This is a genomic window from Paraburkholderia sp. UCT70, from assembly GCF_050434085.1.
Taxonomy (GTDB): domain Bacteria; phylum Pseudomonadota; class Gammaproteobacteria; order Burkholderiales; family Burkholderiaceae; genus Paraburkholderia; species Paraburkholderia tuberum.
Genome location: NZ_JBNPVZ010000004.1, coordinates 1,913,101 through 1,933,257, shown reverse-complemented (window position 1 = coordinate 1,933,257; position 20,157 = coordinate 1,913,101). Strand labels below are relative to the sequence as shown.

At 64.9% G+C, this 20,157-nt stretch carries 17 protein-coding genes and 1 pseudogene; 9 read left to right on the top strand and 9 right to left on the bottom strand.

Annotated features, from left to right (window positions below):
- Position 1 precedes the first annotated feature (1 nt).
- The 6 genes from OKW41_RS34475 to OKW41_RS34450 all read left to right on the top strand — a co-directional run bounded on the left by OKW41_RS34475 (position 2) and on the right by OKW41_RS34450 (position 4,883).
- Positions 2-1,636 (top strand): ABC transporter ATP-binding protein, encoded by a 1,635-nt coding sequence (locus tag OKW41_RS34475; RefSeq protein WP_429575382.1) that lies wholly within the window; start codon positions 2-4, stop codon positions 1,634-1,636.
- A gap of 3 nt (positions 1,637-1,639) precedes the next feature.
- Positions 1,640-2,638 (top strand): formamidase, encoded by a 999-nt coding sequence (locus OKW41_RS34470; protein WP_429575381.1) that lies wholly within the window; start codon positions 1,640-1,642, stop codon positions 2,636-2,638.
- A gap of 5 nt (positions 2,639-2,643) precedes the next feature.
- Entirely contained in the window at positions 2,644-3,309 is a 666-nt protein-coding gene (locus OKW41_RS34465; protein WP_429450823.1) for a cysteine hydrolase family protein, read from the top strand.
- On the top strand, positions 3,306-3,755 hold the full coding sequence (gene hpxZ / locus OKW41_RS34460; protein ID WP_429575380.1) for an oxalurate catabolism protein HpxZ: 450 nt from the start codon (positions 3,306-3,308) through the stop codon (positions 3,753-3,755). Before OKW41_RS34465 ends, hpxZ begins: the two co-directional genes overlap by 4 nt.
- Positions 3,756-3,771: 16 nt before the next feature.
- Positions 3,772-4,545, top strand: a complete 774-nt coding sequence (locus tag OKW41_RS34455; RefSeq protein WP_429575379.1) for a GntR family transcriptional regulator — start codon at positions 3,772-3,774, stop codon at positions 4,543-4,545.
- Between the two features lie 149 nt (positions 4,546-4,694).
- On the top strand, positions 4,695-4,883 hold the full coding sequence (locus OKW41_RS34450) for a hypothetical protein (RefSeq protein WP_429575378.1): 189 nt from the start codon (positions 4,695-4,697) through the stop codon (positions 4,881-4,883).
- 484 nt (positions 4,884-5,367) lie between these two features.
- On the opposite strand, the gene OKW41_RS34445 is transcribed toward OKW41_RS34450, so the two are convergent.
- From OKW41_RS34445 to OKW41_RS34435, 3 genes are read right to left on the bottom strand one after another with little or no spacing between them, the layout of a single operon-like run.
- A complete protein-coding gene (locus OKW41_RS34445) occupies positions 5,368-6,519 on the bottom strand; it encodes an acyl-CoA dehydrogenase family protein (protein ID WP_429575377.1) in 1,152 nt (383 codons plus the stop codon).
- Positions 6,520-6,531: 12 nt separating this feature from the next.
- Positions 6,532-7,740 carry an acyl-CoA dehydrogenase family protein gene (locus OKW41_RS34440; protein WP_429575376.1) on the bottom strand — a complete coding sequence of 403 codons (1,209 nt, stop codon included), beginning with the start codon at positions 7,738-7,740 and terminating at the stop codon, positions 6,532-6,534.
- A gap of 30 nt (positions 7,741-7,770) precedes the next feature.
- Positions 7,771-9,891: a 3-hydroxyacyl-CoA dehydrogenase NAD-binding domain-containing protein gene (locus tag OKW41_RS34435; RefSeq protein WP_429575375.1), complete on the bottom strand. Its 2,121-nt coding sequence runs from the start codon at positions 9,889-9,891 to the stop codon at positions 7,771-7,773.
- A gap of 126 nt (positions 9,892-10,017) precedes the next feature.
- Here OKW41_RS34435 and OKW41_RS34430 point away from each other — a divergent pair, with 126 nt between their 5' ends.
- Positions 10,018-10,926 (top strand): LysR family transcriptional regulator, encoded by a 909-nt coding sequence (locus tag OKW41_RS34430; RefSeq protein ID WP_429575374.1) that lies wholly within the window; start codon positions 10,018-10,020, stop codon positions 10,924-10,926.
- A 10-nt stretch (positions 10,927-10,936) separates the two neighbouring features.
- Here the strand turns inward: OKW41_RS34430 and OKW41_RS34425 are convergent, their stop codons facing one another.
- Positions 10,937-11,803: a hypothetical protein gene (locus tag OKW41_RS34425; RefSeq protein ID WP_429450811.1), complete on the bottom strand. Its 867-nt coding sequence runs from the start codon at positions 11,801-11,803 to the stop codon at positions 10,937-10,939.
- Positions 11,804-12,125: 322 nt separating this feature from the next.
- Here OKW41_RS34425 and OKW41_RS34420 point away from each other — a divergent pair, with 322 nt between their 5' ends.
- The gene (locus OKW41_RS34420; protein WP_429575373.1) at positions 12,126-13,790 is read left to right on the top strand and encodes an acyl-CoA synthetase; all 1,665 of its coding nucleotides are present in this window, start codon (positions 12,126-12,128) and stop codon (positions 13,788-13,790) included.
- Between the two features lie 49 nt (positions 13,791-13,839).
- Entirely contained in the window at positions 13,840-14,220 is a 381-nt protein-coding gene (locus OKW41_RS34415; protein WP_429575372.1) for a DUF5594 family protein, read from the top strand.
- Between the two features lie 108 nt (positions 14,221-14,328).
- Here OKW41_RS34415 and OKW41_RS34410 read toward each other — a convergent pair whose 3' ends face one another.
- The 5 genes and pseudogenes from OKW41_RS34410 to OKW41_RS34390 form a co-directional block, all read right to left on the bottom strand.
- On the bottom strand, positions 14,329-16,446 hold the full coding sequence (locus OKW41_RS34410) for a phosphocholine-specific phospholipase C (protein ID WP_429575371.1): 2,118 nt from the start codon (positions 16,444-16,446) through the stop codon (positions 14,329-14,331).
- A gap of 127 nt (positions 16,447-16,573) precedes the next feature.
- Complete coding sequence (locus OKW41_RS34405; protein WP_429575370.1) at positions 16,574-16,885, bottom strand: hypothetical protein; 312 nt, start codon at positions 16,883-16,885, stop codon at positions 16,574-16,576.
- A gap of 120 nt (positions 16,886-17,005) precedes the next feature.
- On the bottom strand, positions 17,006-17,866 hold the full coding sequence (locus OKW41_RS34400) for an alpha/beta fold hydrolase (protein WP_429575369.1): 861 nt from the start codon (positions 17,864-17,866) through the stop codon (positions 17,006-17,008).
- 11 nt (positions 17,867-17,877) lie between these two features.
- Positions 17,878-19,468 (bottom strand): annotated as a pseudogene (locus OKW41_RS34395) (benzoate-CoA ligase family protein).
- 59 nt (positions 19,469-19,527) lie between these two features.
- Positions 19,528-19,995 carry a DUF4863 family protein gene (locus OKW41_RS34390; protein WP_429575368.1) on the bottom strand — a complete coding sequence of 156 codons (468 nt, stop codon included), beginning with the start codon at positions 19,993-19,995 and terminating at the stop codon, positions 19,528-19,530.
- Positions 19,996-20,157 lie beyond the last annotated feature (162 nt).

The following is a 20,157-nucleotide window of genomic DNA, read 5'->3' as shown; positions in this document are numbered from 1 at the left end:
CATGTCGACGCTCGCCAGAATGAAACCGCTGCCGTCACACACCGGCGCGCTCGGCATCGAGGTGCTCGGCGCGAGCAAGCGCTTCGGTGCTTTCCGCGCGCTCGACGACGTGACGCTCAAGGTGCGCGCCGGCACGCTGCACGCGCTGCTCGGCGAGAACGGCGCGGGCAAGAGCACGCTCGTGAAAGGTCTGGTCGGTTATGGCGTGCTCGACAGCGGCCAGATCGCCGCGGACGGCCGCGAAGTGCGCATTGCTTCGCCCCGCGATGCGCAGGCGCTCGGCATCGGCATGGTGTACCAGCATTTCACGCTGGCGGCGGGTTTGTCGGTGGAAGAGAACCTGCTTCTCGCGCGTGGCCGGATGCCGTGGAAAATCGACTGGCAAGCCGAACGCAAGGCGCTCGGCGCGTTCATGCGCGGCATGCCGTTCCGGCTCGCACTCGACACGCCGGTGTCGAGTCTCGCGGCCGGCGAAAAGCAGAAGCTCGAAATATTGAAGCAACTGTATCTGCGTCAGCGCTTCCTGATTCTCGACGAACCGACCTCGGTGCTGACGCCGCAGGAAGCGGACGAAGTGCTCGGCCTCATGCGCGATCTCGCGACGCGCAGCGAACTCACCGTGCTGATGATCACGCACAAATTCCGCGAAGTGATGGCCTACGCGGACGACGTCACGGTCCTGCGCAAGGGCCGCTTAGTCGGCAGTTGCGCGGTGCGCGACACCGACCGCGACCGCCTCGCATCGTGGATGATGGGCAGCGACGCCGGTTTCGACGCGCGCGCGACAGCTGGCATCGACGACGTGCGTCCTGCGCGCCGGCCGCTTGTCGCCGATGCGCCGGTGGCGCTCGAACTGTCGGCGCTGACGGTGGTGGACGATCGCGGACACGTGGCGGTGCGCGATGCGTCGCTCGCGGTGCGCGCGGGCGAGATTCTCGGCCTGGCGGGCGTGTCGGGCAATGGCCAGAAGGAGCTGATCGAGGCGCTGGTCGGCCAGCGGAGCGTGCGATCGGGCGACATGCGCGTGAAGGGAGAAGCGTACCGCGCGACGCGCGAAGCAATGACGCGTCTGAAAGTCTTCGCGTTGCCCGAGGAGCCGCTGCGTAATGCGTGTGTCGCGAATCTGAGCGTCGCGGAAAATCTCGCGTTGCGCGACTTCGATCGCTCGCCGTTGCGCGCGGGCGGCTGGCGGCTCAACCGTCGCGCGTTACGCGAACGCGCCGAACAGCGCGTTGCCGAGTTCAACGTGCTGCCGCCGGTGCCGGAGCGCGCGATCGGCACGCTGTCGGGCGGTAACGTGCAGCGCGCGGTACTGGCTCGCGAACTCGGCCAGCCGGTCGATGTGCTGATCGTCGCCAATCCGGTGTTCGGCCTCGACTTCGCGTCGGTGGCCGATATCCACGCGCGCATTCTCGCGGCCCGCGACGCGGGCGCGGCGGTGCTGCTGGTGAGCGAAGACCTCGACGAATTGCTGGAACTGGCCGACCGCATCGCGGTAATCGCGGAAGGGCGGCTCGTTTTCGAAACCGCCGTGGAAAACGCGGACCGCGTGGTGCTCGGGCGCCACATGGCCGGCCACGGCGACGATCGGCAACCCGAAGCGGCGGAGACCGCCGCCGCCTTTCATGGAGCATGACAGATGAGTTCGAGTGGACTCGGCGGATTGAACCGCTCGCCCGCGGGCGTCGTAATCGGCCTCGTGCAATTGCAGAATCCCAATGTAGAAACGCCCGCGCAGCTCGCGGCGCAGACGCAGCGCGTGGTCGAAGTGATCGGCAAGGCGCGGCGCAACAACGCGGCGATGGATCTCGTCGTGTTTCCGGAATACGCGTTGCATGGCCTTTCCATGCGCATCGACGACGCGATCATGTGCAGCCTCGACGGCCCCGAAGTGGCCGCGTTCAAGGCGGCGTGCGTCGAGCACCGCATCTGGGGCTGCTTTTCGATCATGGAGCGCAATCCAGGCGGCAATCCGTACAACAGCGGACTGATCATCGACGACCAAGGCGTGATCCAGCTCTACTACCGCAAGCTGCATCCGTGGGTGCCGGTCGAACCGTGGGAGCCGGGCAATCTCGGCGTGCCGGTCTGCACCGGGCCGCGCGGCGTGAAGCTCGGCCTCATCATCTGCCACGACGGCATGTTTCCGGAGATGGCGCGCGAAGCCGCCTACAAGGGCGCAGAAGTGATTCTGCGCACGGCGGGATACACCGCGCCGATCCGCCACGCGTGGCGCATCACCAATCAGTCGAACGCGTTCCAGAATCTCGCGCAGACCGCGAGCGTCTGTCTGTGCGGCAGCGACGGCACGTTCGATTCGATGGGCGAGGGCATGTTCTGCGATTTCGACGGAACGGTGATGGTGGAGGGCAGTCATCGCCCGGACGAGGTCATCGTCTGCGAGATGCGGCCCGATCTCGTGCGCGAGGCGCGTATCCATTGGGGCGTCGAAAACAACATCTATCAGTTCGGACACCGCGGCTACGTTGCGGTGACGGGCGGCGCGCAGGATTGCCCCTATACGTTCATGCATGACATGGTGCGCGGCGAATATCGTTTGCCTTGGGAGGCCGAGGTGCGCGTGACCGATGGCACTCCTTGCGGCTTCGCACCGCCGGAACGCACTTACAAGGGTTGACTGCCATGCCGACCGTCAACCAGGCGTTACCGTCGCCGTTCGCGTTCGAGCCGTCGAAGACGGCGCTCGTCGTGATCGACATGCAACGCGATTTCATCGAGCTGGGCGGATTCGGCGCGGCGCTCGGCAACGACGTGTCGCTGCTCGCGGACATCGTGCCGGATGTCGCGCGGCTGATCGCGCATGCGCGCACGCACGGCTGGCACGTCGTGCACACGCGCGAATCGCACGTGCCTGATCTGTCCGATTGTCCGCCGGCGAAACGTCTGCGTGGGCAGCCGCGCGCGCGCATCGGCGACAAAGGGCCGATGGGACGCATACTCGTGCGAGGCGAACCGGGTAATGCAATCATCGAAGCGCTCGCGCCGATTGAAGGTGAACTCGTGATCGACAAGCCGGGCAAGGGTGCGTTCTACGCGACGCGGCTCGGCGAAGAGCTTGCGATGCGCGGCGTCACGCATCTCGTGTTTGCGGGCGTAACGACTGAAGTGTGCGTGCAGACCTCGATGCGCGAAGCGAATGATCGCGGTTACGACTGTCTCGTGATCGAAGGCGCGACCGCGAGCTACATTCCCGCGTTCAAGGAAGCAACGCTGGCGATGATCCGTTCGCAAGGCGGCATAGTCGGCTGGACTGCGACGCTCGAACAATTGCTGGAGGCCGACGCTTGACCACATCGCCAGTCATCAACGACCCGGCGATCGTCGCCGAAGTGACCGCCGTGTTCGAAGCCTACGAACGCGCGCTGGTCGATAACGACATCGGCACGATGAACGTGTTGTTCTGGGACGCACCGGAAACGGTACGCTATGGAATCGCCGAAATCCAGCACGGCGGCGAGGAGATTCGCGCGTGGCGGGAATCGTGCGTGCCGGTGCCGGCTTCGCGCAGACGGCATCGCACGGTCGTGACGACGTTCGGCCGCGACTATGCGACGGTCAGCACCACGTTCACCAGCGACGCGACGCCGCTCGTCGGCCGTCAGATGCAGTCGTGGGCGCGGCTTGGCGCGCACGATGCGCCGTTCGCCGGCTGGATCGTCGTTGCTGCGCACGTGAGCCTGATCAAAGCGCCCGATGTGCCCGACGTGCAAGCCGCCCACGGGAAACGCGGATAATGCGGGGACGATTTGCATGAGACTGGTCATCGAACCCAAACGGCTGACCGAAGCTAAAGACCCGCTCGACGAACCCGACGACGTGGCGCCTGATGCGTCGAGAGTCGTCTATGGCGCGAACCCGCTTGCCGAGCAGGTGTATCTGCAACTCAAGCAGGACATTTTCGACTTCCGGCTGTTTCCGGGCGATCGCTTCTCGGAGACTGACATCGCGCAGCATTACGGCGTGTCGCGCACACCGATGCGCGACGCGCTGTTCCGTCTGCTACGCGAAGGCTATCTGGAAGTCGGCTTCCGGCGCGGCTGGAAAGTGTGCAACATCGACTTCGAGCGGCTCGATCAGCTGTACGACCTGCGCATCGTGCTCGAACTGGCTGCTATAGAGCGTGTGACGAGCGGCTCGAACAATCGCGCGATCGACGCGCTCAAGGCCATCTGGTGCGTGCCGCGCGACGCACGCGAGACCGATCCGGCGCGCATGTTCCGGCTCGACGAAGGCTTTCATCGCGGGCTGGTGGAAGCGACGGGCAACGCCGAAATGCTACGCGTGCATAACGAAGTGACCGAGCGCATTCGCATCGTGCGACGACTCGATTTCCTGAAGCCGCATCGCACCGACGCAACCTATGACGAGCACGCCACGATGCTCACGCTGATCGAACGCGGAAAGCTCGCCGAAGCCGGCATTATGCTGCGCGCGCATGTCACGCAGAGCAAGCTCGAAGTCCGCAAGATCACTGTTTCGATGCTCGCGCAGGCGCGGGACAGCAAGTTGCCGTTTGTGAGTTGAGGTAGGACGGGGAGCCGGCAAGAGGCTTTATCGAAATGTCGTGTTCTGGCTACCTTGAAATGACCCGCCCCAGGCGCCGACCGGGGCAGCAACGTTGCATTTCGTGAAGGCTAACCAGTCCTTGAGAGGTCGCATGGTTATATCCTGGGATGATCACGATGACGATGACGATGGCGATGCGTGAGTTCGACCCTTGGGACGTTGTTGAGGACATCGCCGACGTCACCAAAGGAATTGTTGCCTCGTGGCCGGATGAGGGGTCACTGATCGAAGGTCTCGTATGTCGTTGGAACTCGAAGAGCAAGGTAACCAGGTCGTATGAACTGGAAGCCACATAGGCGCTTTCGAACATCCACACCGCGTGGCCCATTCTGGACCCCTGGTGCACTCGACGAATAACCAGACGTAGCAATGCGCCGACGAATCGTCGTCCATGGACGAGTGGCGGTAAACGGCGACCGTTCCAATTGATGACGGAATATCTCGCGCGCTGGAAGGCGACGGCTTCGGCTAGACGGATCATTTGACGACACTCGCTTGTCGCGCCGCGGCGCCCAAAACCGGCGCTAGCCTACACCGGTCGCCGCATTTCGTCATTGGTGCATCGGCCAAAGTGCGCAAGCGCGCCTATCCCGAAGGTGCAATTGTTCGCTACGTCGTTGTCGTAGCGAAGGACAGCGCCCTCGTGCATCCGCAATGCAGTCCATCCGGCATCGGTCAACTTTTTTGATTCGTTTGGCAGGCTCAGCTCCTCAAGAACAGGCGAGTGCAATCTAGCAGACTTGTCACCGGCACGCGGTCGCATTCGCAAGCGCACACGAATCACAGCCCTTGAGCCCCCAACGCCACAAACCGCTCCAGATGATGATCCTCATCCCCAAGCTGATGATCGATCATCACGAGCCGCTTCGCGTAATGCGCGAGCGGCAGTTCCCACGTCATACCGATCCCGCCGTGCAACTGGATGCATTCCTCCGCGACTCGCGTGCCGATCCGGCCGATGCTGTACTTCGCCGCCGACACCGCGCGCTCGCGCGCGTTTCGTTCCCCGTCGAGCGCCGCCGCCGCGTTGATCACCGCCGAGCGCGCCTGCTCGATTTCGAGCAGCAAATCGGCCATGCGATGCTGCAACGCCTGGAAGCTGCCGATCGGCACGCCGAACTGCTTGCGCGTGCGCAGATAGTCGAGCGTGTAGTCTTTCGCGACGTCCATTGCGCCGACCGCTTCCGCGCACAGCGCGAGCACGCTGCAACTCACCGCATATTCGAGCGTCGCAAAGCCGTGATCCACTGAGCCGAGCACGGTGTCCTCGCCGAGCGTGACGTCGTCGAACGTCACTTCGGCCGCGCGTCCTCCGTCGATCTTTCGGTAGCCGCGCACGCTCACACCTGTCGCGTCCCTCGGCACCAGGAACAGCGTGATGCCGGCTTCGGCATCGTCCTCGCCGCTCGTGCGTGCCGAGACGAGGAACACCTGAGCATGCTCGCCATGCTGAACGACGGCCTTTGCGCCGTGCAACGTCCACACGCCGCTGTTGCCATTTACGCTGCGGCGCGCGCGCGTCGTCGCGACCCGGGCAAGCTCGTAATGACTGTCCGGTTCGCCATGCGCGAGCGCAACGATCCGCGAGCCGTCGATCAACGAACCCAGCGCCTCATTCTGCACGCCGCTGCCGCTGCGAGCGATCGCCCGGCCGACGACCAGCGTATCGAGAAACGGTTCGACGACGAGCCCGCGGCCGATGCTCTCGAACACCACGGAAATATCGAACCCGCCGCCGCCAAAACCGCCGCTCGCTTCGTCGAACAGTGCGCCGATCACGCCAAGCTCCGCGAAGCGTGCCCACAATTCGGTGCTGAAGCCTTGCGTCGAGCGTGCGATTTCATCGCGCGTCGCGAAGCCGTACTGCTCGCTGATAAACCGATTCAGCGTATCCGCCAGCATGCGGCGGTCTTCGGTGTGCTGGAAATTCATGCCGTGCGCCTCTTACAGTCCGAGGATCATTCTGGAAATGATGTTCTTCTGGATTTCGTTCGAGCCGCCGAAGATCGACAGCTTGCGATTATTGAAGTACTGCGACGCGGCACTCGCGGCTTCGTCGGGGCCGACCGGCACGCCGTCGAAGCCTTCGTGCAGCGCTTCCTCGACGAATCGCTGCGCATAAGCGCCCATCGCACGCCGCGTCAGCGACGAGATCTCCTGACGGATCTCGGTGCCGCGAATCTTCAGCATCGAACTCTCGGCACCGGGCACGCCGCCGCCCGCCACGGCCGCGATCACCCGAAGGTTGGTCGTCTTCATGTTCTCGAGATCGATCTCGACGCGCGCCATGCGTGCCGCGAACGCCGGATCCTCGGCGAGCGGCCGGCCATTGCGCAGCTGTGTCGCGGCGATCTTGCGCAGACGGTTGAACGCGGCGACGGAAAAGCCGACGCCGGCGATATTGGTGCGCTCGTACGTAAGCAGATATTTCGCGTAGGTCCAGCCCTTGTTTTCTTCGCCGACGAGATTTCCGGCCGGCACGCGCACGTCGGTGAAGAACACTTCATTGACCTCGTGCTCGCCGTCGAGCGTGATGATCGGCCGGACTTCGACGCCCGGCGTGTTCATGTCGATCAGCAGAAAGCTGATGCCTTCCTGTTTGCGCACGTCGGTCGCGGTGCGCACGAGGCAGAAAATCATGTTCGCGTAATGACCGAGTGTGGTCCACGTCTTCTGGCCATTGACGAGGTAGTGCTCGCCCTGCGCGTCCTTGCCGTGCACTGCCGTCGTCTTGACCGACGCGAGATCGGAGCCCGCGCCCGGCTCCGAATAGCCCTGGCACCACCAGTCGGAACCATCGAGGATGCGCGGCAGCCAGTGACGCTTCTGCGCCTCGCTGCCGTACTTGATCAGCACCGGCCCGAGCATGTTGACGCCGAACGGCACGACGCGTGGCGCGCCGGCGAGTGCGCATTCGTTTTCGAAGATGAATTTCTGCACTGCGCTCCAACCCGGGCCGCCATACTCTTTCGGCCAGTGACTCGCGAGCCAGCCTTGCGCGTTCAGAATCGCGTGCCACTCGGCCATGTCGTCGCGCGTCAGACGCCGCCCGCCGTGCACCTTGCCGGCGAGACGTCGCGGGAGCTTGTCGCGCAGAAACGCCAGCACGCTGGCGCGAAAAGCTTCTTCCTCGGAGGTGAAGTTCGGATCCATCGCAGTCGTTCCGTCAGTGTTCGTGGTGGTTCAGGCCGTCGTGTTCAGGCTCGCGAAATCCGCGCCGCGCTCGACCAGATCGACGAGCAGCGGCGACGGCCGCCAGAACAGCGGGTCTTCCTTCGCGAACTCGCGGATGTCGGCGAGAATCGTCGGCAGGCCTACGCTATCCGCGTATTTCATCGGACCGCCGCGGTAGCGCGGAAAGCCGTAGCCGTGCAGCAGGGTCACGTCGACGTCGAGCGGGCGCAGCGCGATACCTTCGTGGACGACGTTCGCGCCTTCGTTGATCATCGCGGCCAGATAGCGGCGCATGATCTGCTCGTCGGTGAAGCTGCGCGGCGTGATGCCAGCGCGCGCACGCTCGGCGTCGATGATCGCCTCGACTTCGGGATCGGGCATGCCGCCGCGCGATCCTTCGGGGTACAGATAGAATCCGCGGCCGGTCTTCTGGCCGAACCAGCCGCGCTCGCACAGGCGGTCGGCGATCTGCACGTAGCGCGAGTTCGGGTCGCGCGTGGCCGCGCGGCGTTTGCGCGCCGCCCAGCCGATGTCGCCGCCCGCGAGGTCGACCACCTGAAACGGGCCCATCGGCAAGCCGAACGCGCGCACCGCCGCGTCGATCTGATACGGCGATGCACCGTCTTCCAGCAGCGCGTCCGCGGCGGCGCGGTACACGGCAAGCAGGCGATTGCCGATGAAGCCGTCGCACACGCCGGCGCGCACCGGCGTCTTGCGCAGCTTCTTCGCGAACTCGAACGCGGTCGCGACGACGTCGGCGCTGACCTGCTTCGGCACCACGACTTCGAGCAGCTTCATGATGTTGGCGGGCGAGAAGAAGTGCAGGCCGATTACGTCGGCGGGGCGCGAGATGCTGGCTGCGATCGCGTCGATGTCCAGATACGACGTGTTGGTCGCGAGCACCGCACCAGACTTGCAGACGCGATCGAGCTCGGCGAATACGGCCTTTTTGACGTCGAGATCTTCGAACACGGCTTCGATCACGAGGTCGGCGTGAGCAAGCGCATCGTACGACGTGCTGCCGCTCCAGCGCGCCATGGTCGCGGCTTTCTTCTCAGCGGTGAGGCGGCCCCTGGCGATCAGCCCGTCGTAGACCTTGTCGATGTGCGCGCGGCCACGCGCGAGCGCCGCTTCGTCGCGTTCGATCAGCGTGACGGGCAGCCCCGCGTCGAGCACTGCGACCGCAATGCCCGCGCCCATCGTCCCGCCGCCGATCACGCCGATCGCCTCGAGCGCGCGCGGTTTCGCGTCGCGCGTTTCGGGCGCCTTCAGCACTTCGCGCTCGGCGAAGAATGCGTGAACCAGGCCGGCGCGCTCCGGGCTGTCGAGGCATTGCAGGAACAGCTTGCGTTCGAGCTTCAAGCCCTCCTCGAAGGGCTGTTCGATCGCGGCTTCGACGGCATCGACGATTTTCAGCGGCGAGAACAGGCCGCGCGCTTTCTTCGCGGTTTCGTCACGCGCTTTCGCGACGGCGGCGCGGCTCGCGGCGCGATCGATCAATGCGGCGGCGTCGCGCGTGCGGCGTACCGGTGCGTGCGCGGCGAGCAGCTCGTGCGCGTAGGCGAGCCCTTCGGCGAGGATGTCGCTGCTGTCGCCGAGACGGTCGACGAGGCCCAGCGCGAGCGCCTCCTTCGCGTTCGCGTGACGGCCGCTCAGCATCAGGTCGAGCGCCGCCGGCGCGCCGATCAGACGCGGCGTGCGTTGCGTGCCGCCCGCGCCAGGCAGCAGACCCAGCTGCACTTCGGGCAGGCCGAGCTTCGCGCCGTCGACGGCGATCCGGTAATGCGCGGCGAGCGCCACTTCGAGCCCGCCGCCGAGCGCGGCGCCATGCAGCGCGGCAATCACGGGTTTCGTGCATGCCTCGATGCGGTGGCACACGTCCGGCAGCGAAGGCGGCACCGGCGGCTTGCCGAACTCGCGAATATCGGCACCGGCGATGAAGTTGCGCCCCGCGCCGACGATCAGCACGGCTTCGATCGCGCGGTCGTCGTCGGCGGCTTCGATCGCGGCCAGCAGGCCGCGCCGCACGTCGGCGGATAGCGCATTGACCGGCGCGTGGTCGATCGTGACGAGCAGGACCTGGCCGTCCAATTCGCGCGTGACGACGTCGGCTGAGGAGGAAAGGGTCATCGTAGGGGTCTCCGTTTGAGGATGGCGAGGCGCGCCGGATCGTCCCATTCTGGAGTCGTCAACGTTCATTGACAATTACACCGTTGATTGACAGACTGTCAAAATTATTTTGACAAAGACTGGGCGATGGACGTCAACTCGCTGACCCTGCTCGTCGACATCCTCGATGCCGGCAATCTGAGCGAAGCGGCACGCCGGCTCAAGATGAGCCGCGCGAACGTCAGCTATCACCTGAATCAGCTCGAGCGTTCGGTCGGCCTGCAATTGGTGCGACGCACCACGCGTCGCGTCGAGCCGACCGAGATCGGTCTGCGGCTCTACGAGCACGGCCGCACGATCCGCAACGCGCTGCTGGCCGCGCGCGAGTCGGTGACGACACTGGGCCAGAGCCTGCAGGGGCGCGTGCGGCTCAGCGTGCCGAGCGGCTATGGCCAGCTCGTGATGTCCGACTGGCTGATCGCGTTCAAGCGGCTGTATCCGGGTATCGTGCTCGATGTGATGTTCGAGAACCGTGTCGAGGATCTGATGCGCGAGGAGATCGACATCGCGGTGCGCGTGATGTCGGAGCCGCCGCAAAACCTCGTCGCGCGGGATATGGGGCCAGTCCGGTACGTGGCCTGCGCATCCCCCGAATTCGCGCGGACACACGGCATGCCCGCGACGCTCGACGACCTGCGCACCGCGCCGCTGATTACCGCGGCCGTGATCGGCAAGCAGTTGCGGCTCGCCGCGTATCTGCGCGACGAGCGTCATGAAGTCCTGCTCGAACCGACGATTATTTCGGAAAACTTTCTATTTTTGCGCCAGGCGGTGCTGGCCGGTCTCGGTGTCGGACTCGTGCCCGACTACGTGGTGCAGGACGATCTGAAGCTCGGCGCCGTGCTGACCGCGCTCGATGCCTGGCGGCTCAGCATCTTCGGCACGCACATGTACATGCTGTACATGCCGAATCGGCATCACACGCGCGCGGCGGCGACGTTCATCGACTTCGTGCTGGAGCAGGCGCAGGGCTCGGGCAGGGGCGGCGCGAACTGAAGCTGCGAACTCAGGCGCCGAGTCTGCGCGCGATGGCCGTCGTGACCATCGGCACGCCGACGCGCAGCAGCTTGCGCACACCTTCGTCGCTACCGACTTTGCCCACCGCGTTGTCGATCATCGCCTGCATCACGCTCGCCGGATAAAACTCGCGAAACAGCGTGTTGGCGCCGGTTTGCTCGAACACGTGGTGCAGGAACGACCCAACGGGGGGGCCGATGCGTTTGAACAGTCCCATCTTGACCACCCGGTTGTTCCACAGATGCAGCGTGTACGCATTGGAACAGAGCGCCGCGCACTCGTCGAAATAGCGCGGCAGGAACACCTTGTAGTAATCGTTGAAATGCACCGGATAGAACAGACTTTCGGGAAGACCCGCCTTCACGCCGTAGACGGCGGTCAACAGACGCGGGCCCGTGTCGCCCCACTTCAGTGCCGTGCCCTTCATTGCTTCGACACGTTCGATTAATTCGTGCAAGCGCGGCTGATCCGGGTCGAGTCGCAGCATCGCCGTGCAGATGCTCGATGAGGTCTCTCGCCCGATCAGGTCGCCCTTGGCGTTGAGATCGAAATCCCGCAACAGCAGCAGATCGGTATCGACCCAGATCTCGTCGGTCCTCGTGAACATCACGAAGCGGAAATAGTCGGTGAAATGCGCCATCGACGGTACGCCGTGAATCGGGAAATCGTGCAGCGAATCGCGCGGCAGTATTGTGGTCGCGTCCTTCGCGATCACGCCGGGCGGCAGAGTGTCGATCGGCTCATAGCTATAGAGCGCGACCTCGCTGCCATACAGCGTGAACGAATTCAGACAGGCGATCTCGTAGGGAGAAAGTTCCGGGCCATGCCAGAACGATGCAAATCTTGCCTTGCGCATATGTCATCCAGGGTAGCGATCGTGCGACGCAACATGCGCGCCGAACCTGTGTAACGATCCTAGACGGGCACGGCACAGGCCAGATGTAAAGGGCTTGAATCGCACAGGAGTTGTCGCAAAACGTTGAGTTCAGCGCAACGAGTCGGCGATTATGAGCGGGACTATGTCGTATCTGGCGAATTCAGTTGCGCACGGCAATGCATCAACTGAGTGCGCAAGGTCGTGGGCTAAACTGCGGAACACCGGCCATGCGCGCAGAAGTAGCAAGCGACGGACCATGCATCACGCCATGCAGCGGCAACGACGATATCCAGGAGACCCGATGAACCTCGACGGCGAGACTTACGATTCGCTCACGGCCAGATTCGCGTGGCGTATTCCACCGCGCTACAACATCGGCGTCGACACATGCGACAAGTGGGCCGATGGCTCGGGGCGTCTCGCGCTGATCTACGAAGACGCCGACGGCCGCGCGACCCGCTATACGTTCGACGAACTGAAAGCCCTGTCCGACCGCTTCGCCAATGCGCTGCTCGCGGCGGGCGCGCGGCGCGGCGAGCGCATCGGCATCTTTCTGTCGCAATCGATCGAAACGGCCATCGCGCATCTCGCGGCCTACAAGGCCGGCATGGTCGCGGTGCCGCTGTTCGCGCTGTTCGGGGTGGACGCGATCGAGCATCGGCTCGGCGACAGCGGCGCGCTCGCGCTGATCACCGATCACGCCGGCGTGCAAAAGATCGACGAAATTCGCGGCGCGCTGCCCGAGTTGCGACACGTGTTCAGTGTCGATATCGAGCAGGATGACGAAGCATCGGACGCGCCCGTGCGGTCGTTCTGGCAGGCGTTGAATGGCGCTTGCGCCGGGTTCACGCCGGCCGACACCGCCGCGGACGATCCGGCGATCATCATCTATACGTCGGGCACGACCGGAAAACCGAAGGGCGCGTTGCACGGGCATCGCGTTTTGCTCGGGCATCTGCCCGGCGTGGAGATGTCGCAGCAGGGCTTTCCCGCGCGCGCGACGCTGATGTGGACGCCCGCTGACTGGGCGTGGATCGGCGGGCTGTTCGACGTGCTGCTGCCATCGTGGCATCACGGTGTCGCGGTGCTGGCGCGCCGTTTTGCGAAATTCGACGGCCACGCCGCGTTCGATCTGCTCGCGCGTCACGCGGTCTCTCATGCGTTTCTACCGCCGACCGCGCTGAAGATGATGCGCGGCGTCGAGCGGCCCGCTCATCTGCGTCTCGCGTTGCAATCGGTCGCGAGCGGCGGCGAATCGCTGGGCGAGGAACTGATCGGCTGGGGGCGCGACGCACTCGGCGTGACGATCAACGAGTTCTACGGGCAGACCGAGTGCAACGTCGTGGTGTCGTCGTGCGCGGCGCTGTTCGAGCCGCGCTTCGGCGCGATCGGGCGCGCGGTGCCGGGGCACCATGTCGCGATCGTCGATGCCGCCGGCAACGAGCTGCCGCCCGGCGCGATCGGCGATATCGCGGTGGCCGCGCCCGATCCGGTGATGTTTCTCGGCTACTGGCGGAACGTCGCGGCCACCAACGACAAATTCCGCGGCAGGTTTCTGCTGACCGGCGATCTCGGCACGCGCGACGCGGACGGCTTCATTCGCTTCGTCGGCCGTGGCGACGACGTGATCACGAGCGCCGGTTACCGGATTGGGCCGGCGTCGATCGAGGATTCGCTGCTGCGTCATCCGGCCGTCGCGATGGCGGCCGTGGTCGGCGCCCCCGATCGCGAGCGCACCGAAATCGTGATGGCGTTCGTCGTGCTGAAAGCGGGTTTCGTCGGCGACGATGCACTCGTGCGCGAGATCCAGCAGCACGTGAAGACGCGTCTGGCCGCGCACGAATATCCGCGCGAGATTCGCTTCGTCGAAAGCCTGCCGATGACGGCCACCGGCAAGGTGATCCGCAAGACGCTGCGCGAGGCGGTGACGCACGGTCCGGACGCGATCTCACCGGCGAAAAACTGAGTCTGCTACGATGACCAACCCACGATGGGAATCACAGCGGAGAGATTGGATGCGCCCCGAGAGTGCAACGCGTTTCGACCAGGAGTTCGCGCCGCGCATTGCCGAGGCGATCGCCGCGTGTATCGCAAAGACCGTGCACACCGACGTGTTGCCGCATGGCGAACAGGGTCAGCCCACCCGCGTGCGGATTCACGCCACGCCGCTCGATGAGCTCGGTCAATACCCGCATCCATTGAATCTGTATCTGACCTGGGACAGCGACGAAATCGAAAGGCTGATGGGCGAGCAGGGAGCGACGCGTTTCGCCAGATATCTGGCCGCGCTGCCGCGCAAGCTCAATGCGTGGACCCAGGCGCGCGAACTCGATTTCTCCACGCACACGCAGGGCGAGCCGGTTACGTTGATCGGCGGGCTCGATTTCGAATCGTAGACGCTCGCGCGCGATTGCGGGCTTGCGTTCGGGAGCTGGATAAAAAACGGCCGCTGTGCCCGAAGAGCCAGCGGCCGCTGCTTTTGCAGCGTTGGGTTACAGCGACGCTCAGCCGCCCAGTGCCGGATCGCTCATGCTGTTGTTTGCCGTCTCGACATGGCCGGCGATGCGGCGCGCGAACGTCGGGTCCGTATCGACGGTGATCGCGAGATCGTACCAGCCGTATGCTTTGCGCAGATCGAGGTACAGATTGTCGGTGTCGCCGCCGCGTACCGAATGCTTGATCACATGGCTCGCGTCGTACGCGTTGACGATCGTGAACTGGCAACGCGCGCTGCCGACGTTATCGAGCCGCAGTTGCAGATTGCCGTTCGCGACATCGTAGCCTTCGGCGACGGCCGGCCGTGCGGTGTCCGAACCTTTCCACCAGTTCCGTGCGACCCCCTTGCCCGCGAAGCGGCGCAGGAAGCCGTTCGGCCCGTGCACGCTGAAGTCGTAGCTGCCGTCGGCGTTGAGCAGCAGCGTGTCCTGCAGATGCTTGCCCGCTTCGACGGTATAGCTGCGCGGCGCGTCGGCGCTGTTGGCCGCGTACACGAGGAACACCGCGCCCGCGCGGCCCGTGTTGAGGAAGCGCATCGTCAGCTTGCCGCTCGAGCCTTCGTCGACGCGCACGAAGAGTTCGTACGGCAACGCGCGCGCCGGGCGCACGCCCGCTTCCTGCTTCGGCACCGTCTGCACCGTCGGCGGTTGCGGCACGTAGTCCGGGTGACGGTTCTGGTCGGCCGGCACGTAGCCGCTCGTACCCGGCAGCGATGGCACCGACGCGTTCGGATTCGCGAAGTTGAACGCGGAGGTCAGATCGCCGCACACCGCGAGACGCCACGGCGTGATGTTCGATTCGCCGAGATTGTGCTGCTGGCCGAAGCGCTTTTCGATGAAGCGGATCACCGACGTATGGTCGAACACTTCCGAGCACACGTAGCCGCCTTTGGACCACGGCGAGACCACCAGCATCGGCACGCGCGGTCCGAGCCCGTACGGCCCGGCGACGTTCTTCGGATCGCCCGCATAGATTTCGTGCGTGATGTCGACGGTCGACAAACCGTTGGCGCTCGACGCGGCGGCGAACGGTGCGGCGATGTGATCGAAGAAGCCGTCGTTTTCGTCGTAGTTGATCAGCAACACGGTCTTGCTCCACACGTCCGGGTTCGACGTGAGGATCTGCAGCACCTGATCGATGTACCACGCGCCGTAGTTGGTCGGCCAGTTCGGATGCTCGCTGTACGCTTCGGGCGCGACGATCCACGACACCTGCGGCAGCGTGCCGTTCTGCACGTCGCGCTTCAGAATGTCGAAGTAGCCGTCGCCGTTGGCCGCGTTGGTGCCGGTCCGCGCGTTGTCGTACAGCGGGTTGCCCGGCTGCGCGTTGCGGTACTGATTGAAATAGAGCAGCGAGTTGTCACCGTAGTTGCCGATGTACGCGTTCTGCGTCCAGCCCCACGAGCCGTTCGCGTCGAGCCCGGTGCCGATGTCCTGATAGATCTTCCACGAGATGCCCGCGTTCTGCAGCACTTCGGGGTAGGTCGACCAGCCGTAGCCGAGTTCCGAATTGTCGATTACCGGACCGCCGCCGCTGCTGTCGTTGCCGACCCAGCCACTCCACATGTAGTAGCGATTCGGATCGGTCGGGCCCATCAGCGAGCAGTGGTAGGCGTCGCAGATCGTGAATGCGTCGGCGAGCTGATAGTGGAACGGGATGTCGTCGCGCGTCAGGTAGGCCATCGTGGTCGCGCCTTTCGACGGTACCCACTGATCGTTGCGGCCGCCGTTCCATGCGGCGTGCGTGGAGCCCCAGTCGTGCGCGAGATCCTGCAGGAATTGCAGGCCGAGGTTCGGCGCGCTCGGACGGAACGGCAGCACGTAGCTGGCGCCGCTGGCATCGGCGGCTTGCGGCTGATACCACACCGGCTGGCCGTTCGCGAGGTTGATCGCGCGCGTGTCGCCGAAGCCGCGCACGCCTTTGAGCGTGCCGAAGTAGTGGTCGAACGAACGGTTCTCCTGCATCAGCACGACGATGTGCTCGACGTCGCGGATCGTGCCGGTCCGGTTGTTGGCCGGAATCGCGAGCGCATTGCGGATGCCCGGCGGCAGCATGCTCAACGCGGTGAAGGAACCGGCGGCTTGCGCGGCCGAGCGCAGAAAATCACGACGATTGTTTGAGGTCATGGTTGGGGCGGTGGTGGCTTTGATCTTCGGTGGAGGAAAAAGGCACGGGGACGACAAATTGCGGTACTGAAACGGCGATGCTGCGTCGGACGCGAAGGCGGGCTAGCGGCCGCGCGCGGCGCGATTCTCAATCGACGGTATGGATGACGGGGCTGGCCAGCGGCGGCGAGGTGGCGGACAGCGCCGTGCCGGCTTCGGATGCGGGTGCCGCCGGTGTCTGGATCGTCAGCGTCGGCGGCGCCGAGTCGGCCGGCGGCGGGGCGATCGATGGGTCGCCGGGGTTAGCGGCGGAATGGTCGGTTGAACTGATCGTATTCGTGCTGGCGGGCGGGGCGTCGTCGCTGCACGCTCCTGCTAGCGCGCACAGCGCGATCACCGCGATGGCGTCCGTCAAACGTTTGCGACGGGGCGCACGAATCGGCTTCGACACGAAGGGCATGACACTGTCTCCGGGCGGGGAAGGGATGCCTCGCAATCGATGTGCCGAGGTCAGCGATGCAGCAGCATAATCGCCGATCCGTGTAATTTTTATGAAGTATCGGTAACAGGCGGACGCCGCTTATCGTTGTGCGCGCACGAATGCCGCGATGGCGTCGTTGAGCGCGGCGGGCGCGTCGCGATGCGGCGAGTGTCCGCATGCGTCGAGCTTCACGAGATGCGCGTGCGGCACGCGCGCGGCGATCGTGTCGATCTGCGCCATCGTGCCGTAGTTGTCGTCGTGGCCCTGGATCGCGAGCAGCGGTCGACGGATCGGCGCGAGCGCCTCGACGATCGACCACCGCCTGAACGCAGGGTCGAGCCAGATATCGTTCCAGCCGTAGAACGCGGAATCGACGTCCGCGTGATAGCGGGCGAGCTTCGCGCGAAGATCGGTGGTTTCGTAAAGCTGCTTCGTTTGGGCGATGCTTTGCACCGAGATGTCTTCGACGAATACGTGCGGCGCGATCACGACCGCGCCCGCGAGCGCATCGGGGTACAGCGCCGCATACAGCAGCGCGATCGTACCGCCGTCGCTATGACCGATCACCCACATGCGTTGGCGTTGGCGCAGGTCGATATCGAGCGCGTCGAGCAGGGTGGGGAGGATGTCGCGCGCCTGTGCGGTCATGAAATCGACCGGCCATTTGTCATCAGGCGCACGCGCTGTCGAGAGTCCGTAGCCTGGCCGCGAATAGACGAGCCCGCGCATGCCGAGTCGCGCGCACAATGTCTGCGGCCAGTCGCGCCACATCGCGATCGAGCCGAGACCTTCGTGCAGGAATACCGCGATCGGCGAATCGTCCTGCTGAGCATTCGCCTGCTCGTTGACCCAGCGATACTCGATGCGCAGCGATCCATGCGATGCGCTCGCCGGCAGTTCGGCAAAGCGGCTGGCGGCACTCGCGGAGGAAGTGGCAGGGGTGGTACCTCGGCGCTGCATCAATGAATTACCTATGACTGTTCGCGTAGCTTGAAGCGTTGAATCTTGCCGGTGGCGGTCTTCGGCAGATCGTCGGCGAACACGATATCGCGCGGGTACTTGTGCGGCGCGAGCCGCTCCTTGACGAAGGTCTTCAGTTCCTCAGCGAGCAGGTCGGACGGCGTGAAGTCGCGCTTGAGCACGACGAACGCGCGCGTTTTCACGAGCCCGCCATGATCGACGCCGACCACCGCCGCTTCGAGCACCGCCGGATGCGCGACGAGCACCATCTCGACCTCGACCGGCGACACATATTGGCCGCTCACTTTCAGCATGTCGTCGCTGCGGCCCGCGTAAACGTAGCAGCCGCTCGTGAGACGCCGATATTTGTCGCCGCTTCTGATCCATTCGCCGAGAAACGTCGCGCGCGTTTTCTCGCGATTGCTCCAGTACATCAGCGCCGCGCTCGGCCCCCTTGATGAACAGATCGCCGACTTCGCCATCGGGCACCGGCCGCCCGGCTTCGTCGCGCAACTCGACTTCGTAGCCCGGCACGGGGCGCCCGGTCGTGCCGTATTCGACTTCGCCCGCGCGATTCGACAGGAAGATGTGCAGCATTTCCGTCGAGCCGATGCCATCGAGAATCTCGGCGCCGAAGTGCGCGGTGAAGCGTTCGCCGACGTCGCGTGGCAACGCCTCGCCGGCCGACGCGCACACGCGGATCGCGACGTCGGCGCGCGCGGGCAGGTTGGGCGACACCAGCATGTTCGCGTACAAGGTCGGCACGCCGTAGAACACGGTCGGGCGGTGCTGCACGAGGCGCGCGAAAATCGCCTCGGCGGTCGGGCGCTCGGCCATCAGGATCGCGGTCGCGCCGACCGACAGCGGAAACGTCAGCGCGTTGCCGAGCCCATATGCAAAGAACAGTTTCGCCGCCGAAAACACCACGTCGCTCTCGACGATGCCGAGCACCGGCTTCGCATACAGCTCGGCGGTCCAGTACAGATTCGCGTGCGTATGGACGGTGCCTTTCGGCTTGCCGGTCGAGCCCGACGAATAGAGCCAGAACGCGATGTCGTCCGCGTTGCTTGCGCAGCCTTTGACCGCGGGTAGCGCGGTGTCGACCAGCGTTTCGAAGCGGGGCGCCGCGAGCGGCGCTTCGGTGGAGGCGTGAGGCTGCGAGACGATCGGTTGGCAGCCGTCGTCGTCGATGCTGCTCAGCGCCTCCGTCACGTTAGGTAGCAACGGTTCCGATACGATCACCGCTCGCGCGTGGCTGTGCGTCAGCATGTACGTATAGTCGGCGGCGGTCAGCAAGGTGTTCGCGACGACCGGCACGATGCCGGCGTAAAGCGCGCCGAGAAATGCGACCGGCAGCGATACGGTGTCGAGCATCACGAGCAGCACGCGTTCCTCGGGATGTACGCCGAGCGCACGTAGTGCGCTGGCGCAGCGCCGCGCGCGCTGTTCGAGTTCGCCGTAGGTCATCGCGCCGTAGTCGTCGATATAGGCGACTTTGCTCGCGCGCGCTTCGTTCAACTGGAACAGATGCCTCGCGAAGTTGAACAGCGGGGGCGGCGGCGCAACCGGCTCGCGTGCGCTCGTTTCCAGCAGGGCTTCCATATGTCTCCTCCATCCGTGGACACGGTCCGGCTCTTGTGTGATCGTGATCTGCTCGCGGCTCACGCGCGCGTGAATTCGATCGCCCCTTGCGGCAGCAGATACAGCACCAGCGCCCGGCCGTCCGCGACGGTCGGACGATGCGCCGAGCCGGGGCCGTACACGCACCAGCCGGCCGGATGGCCGTCGAACGTCGCGCCGTCGGTGAGGGGCATGATCAGATCGATCTCGCCGTGCGGATGAACGTGGTGCGGACCGGCAATGTCCTGCATGTCGACGACGTCGACGGAAAAGCCGTCCGTGTCGGGCAGCGCCTTGAAGATGCGGCCGTAGCGGATGCCGCCGGCCTCGCGGTTGCACAGCCAGCCTTCGGCGACGCCGCTGCGGCATGCGTTCTCGAGTTCGTGAAAGGTGGGACTGCCGGCGGGCCAGGTGTCGTTCAGCCAGTCGGCGAGCGCGGCGTCGAGCGGTCGCCCGGCGAGTTGCCCAGTGACGCCTGCGATCAGGCGCTGGAATTCCTGTGGGGACATGCGAGCCTCCAGAAGCGCCTCACGCAGGCCGGATGTCCGGGTCCCAGCCGCCGGATCTTGGGTGCTTGCGTATTGCGGCGCCGTCTCCGTGACGCGGCCGGAATGCCAAAGCGGCGCGCGACTGTGTTTGTGATTGGATCTGCTTTTGGCGAAAATTAAACC

Coding starts and splice junctions, on each gene's coding strand:
- OKW41_RS34475 (WP_429575382.1), top strand. CDS start 2: ATGTCGACGCTCGCCAGAATGAAACCGCTGCCGTCACACACCGGCGCG.
- OKW41_RS34470 (WP_429575381.1), top strand. CDS start 1,640: ATGAGTTCGAGTGGACTCGGCGGATTGAACCGCTCGCCCGCGGGCGTC.
- OKW41_RS34465 (WP_429450823.1), top strand. CDS start 2,644: ATGCCGACCGTCAACCAGGCGTTACCGTCGCCGTTCGCGTTCGAGCCG.
- OKW41_RS34455 (WP_429575379.1), top strand. CDS start 3,772: ATGAGACTGGTCATCGAACCCAAACGGCTGACCGAAGCTAAAGACCCG.
- OKW41_RS34450 (WP_429575378.1), top strand. CDS start 4,695: ATGATCACGATGACGATGACGATGGCGATGCGTGAGTTCGACCCTTGG.
- OKW41_RS34445 (WP_429575377.1), bottom strand. CDS start 6,519: ATGAATTTCCAGCACACCGAAGACCGCCGCATGCTGGCGGATACGCTG.
- OKW41_RS34440 (WP_429575376.1), bottom strand. CDS start 7,740: ATGGATCCGAACTTCACCTCCGAGGAAGAAGCTTTTCGCGCCAGCGTG.
- OKW41_RS34435 (WP_429575375.1), bottom strand. CDS start 9,891: ATGACCCTTTCCTCCTCAGCCGACGTCGTCACGCGCGAATTGGACGGC.
- OKW41_RS34430 (WP_429575374.1), top strand. CDS start 10,018: ATGGACGTCAACTCGCTGACCCTGCTCGTCGACATCCTCGATGCCGGC.
- OKW41_RS34425 (WP_429450811.1), bottom strand. CDS start 11,803: ATGCGCAAGGCAAGATTTGCATCGTTCTGGCATGGCCCGGAACTTTCT.
- OKW41_RS34420 (WP_429575373.1), top strand. CDS start 12,126: ATGAACCTCGACGGCGAGACTTACGATTCGCTCACGGCCAGATTCGCG.
- OKW41_RS34415 (WP_429575372.1), top strand. CDS start 13,840: ATGCGCCCCGAGAGTGCAACGCGTTTCGACCAGGAGTTCGCGCCGCGC.
- OKW41_RS34410 (WP_429575371.1), bottom strand. CDS start 16,446: ATGACCTCAAACAATCGTCGTGATTTTCTGCGCTCGGCCGCGCAAGCC.
- OKW41_RS34405 (WP_429575370.1), bottom strand. CDS start 16,885: ATGCCCTTCGTGTCGAAGCCGATTCGTGCGCCCCGTCGCAAACGTTTG.
- OKW41_RS34400 (WP_429575369.1), bottom strand. CDS start 17,866: ATGCAGCGCCGAGGTACCACCCCTGCCACTTCCTCCGCGAGTGCCGCC.
- OKW41_RS34390 (WP_429575368.1), bottom strand. CDS start 19,995: ATGTCCCCACAGGAATTCCAGCGCCTGATCGCAGGCGTCACTGGGCAA.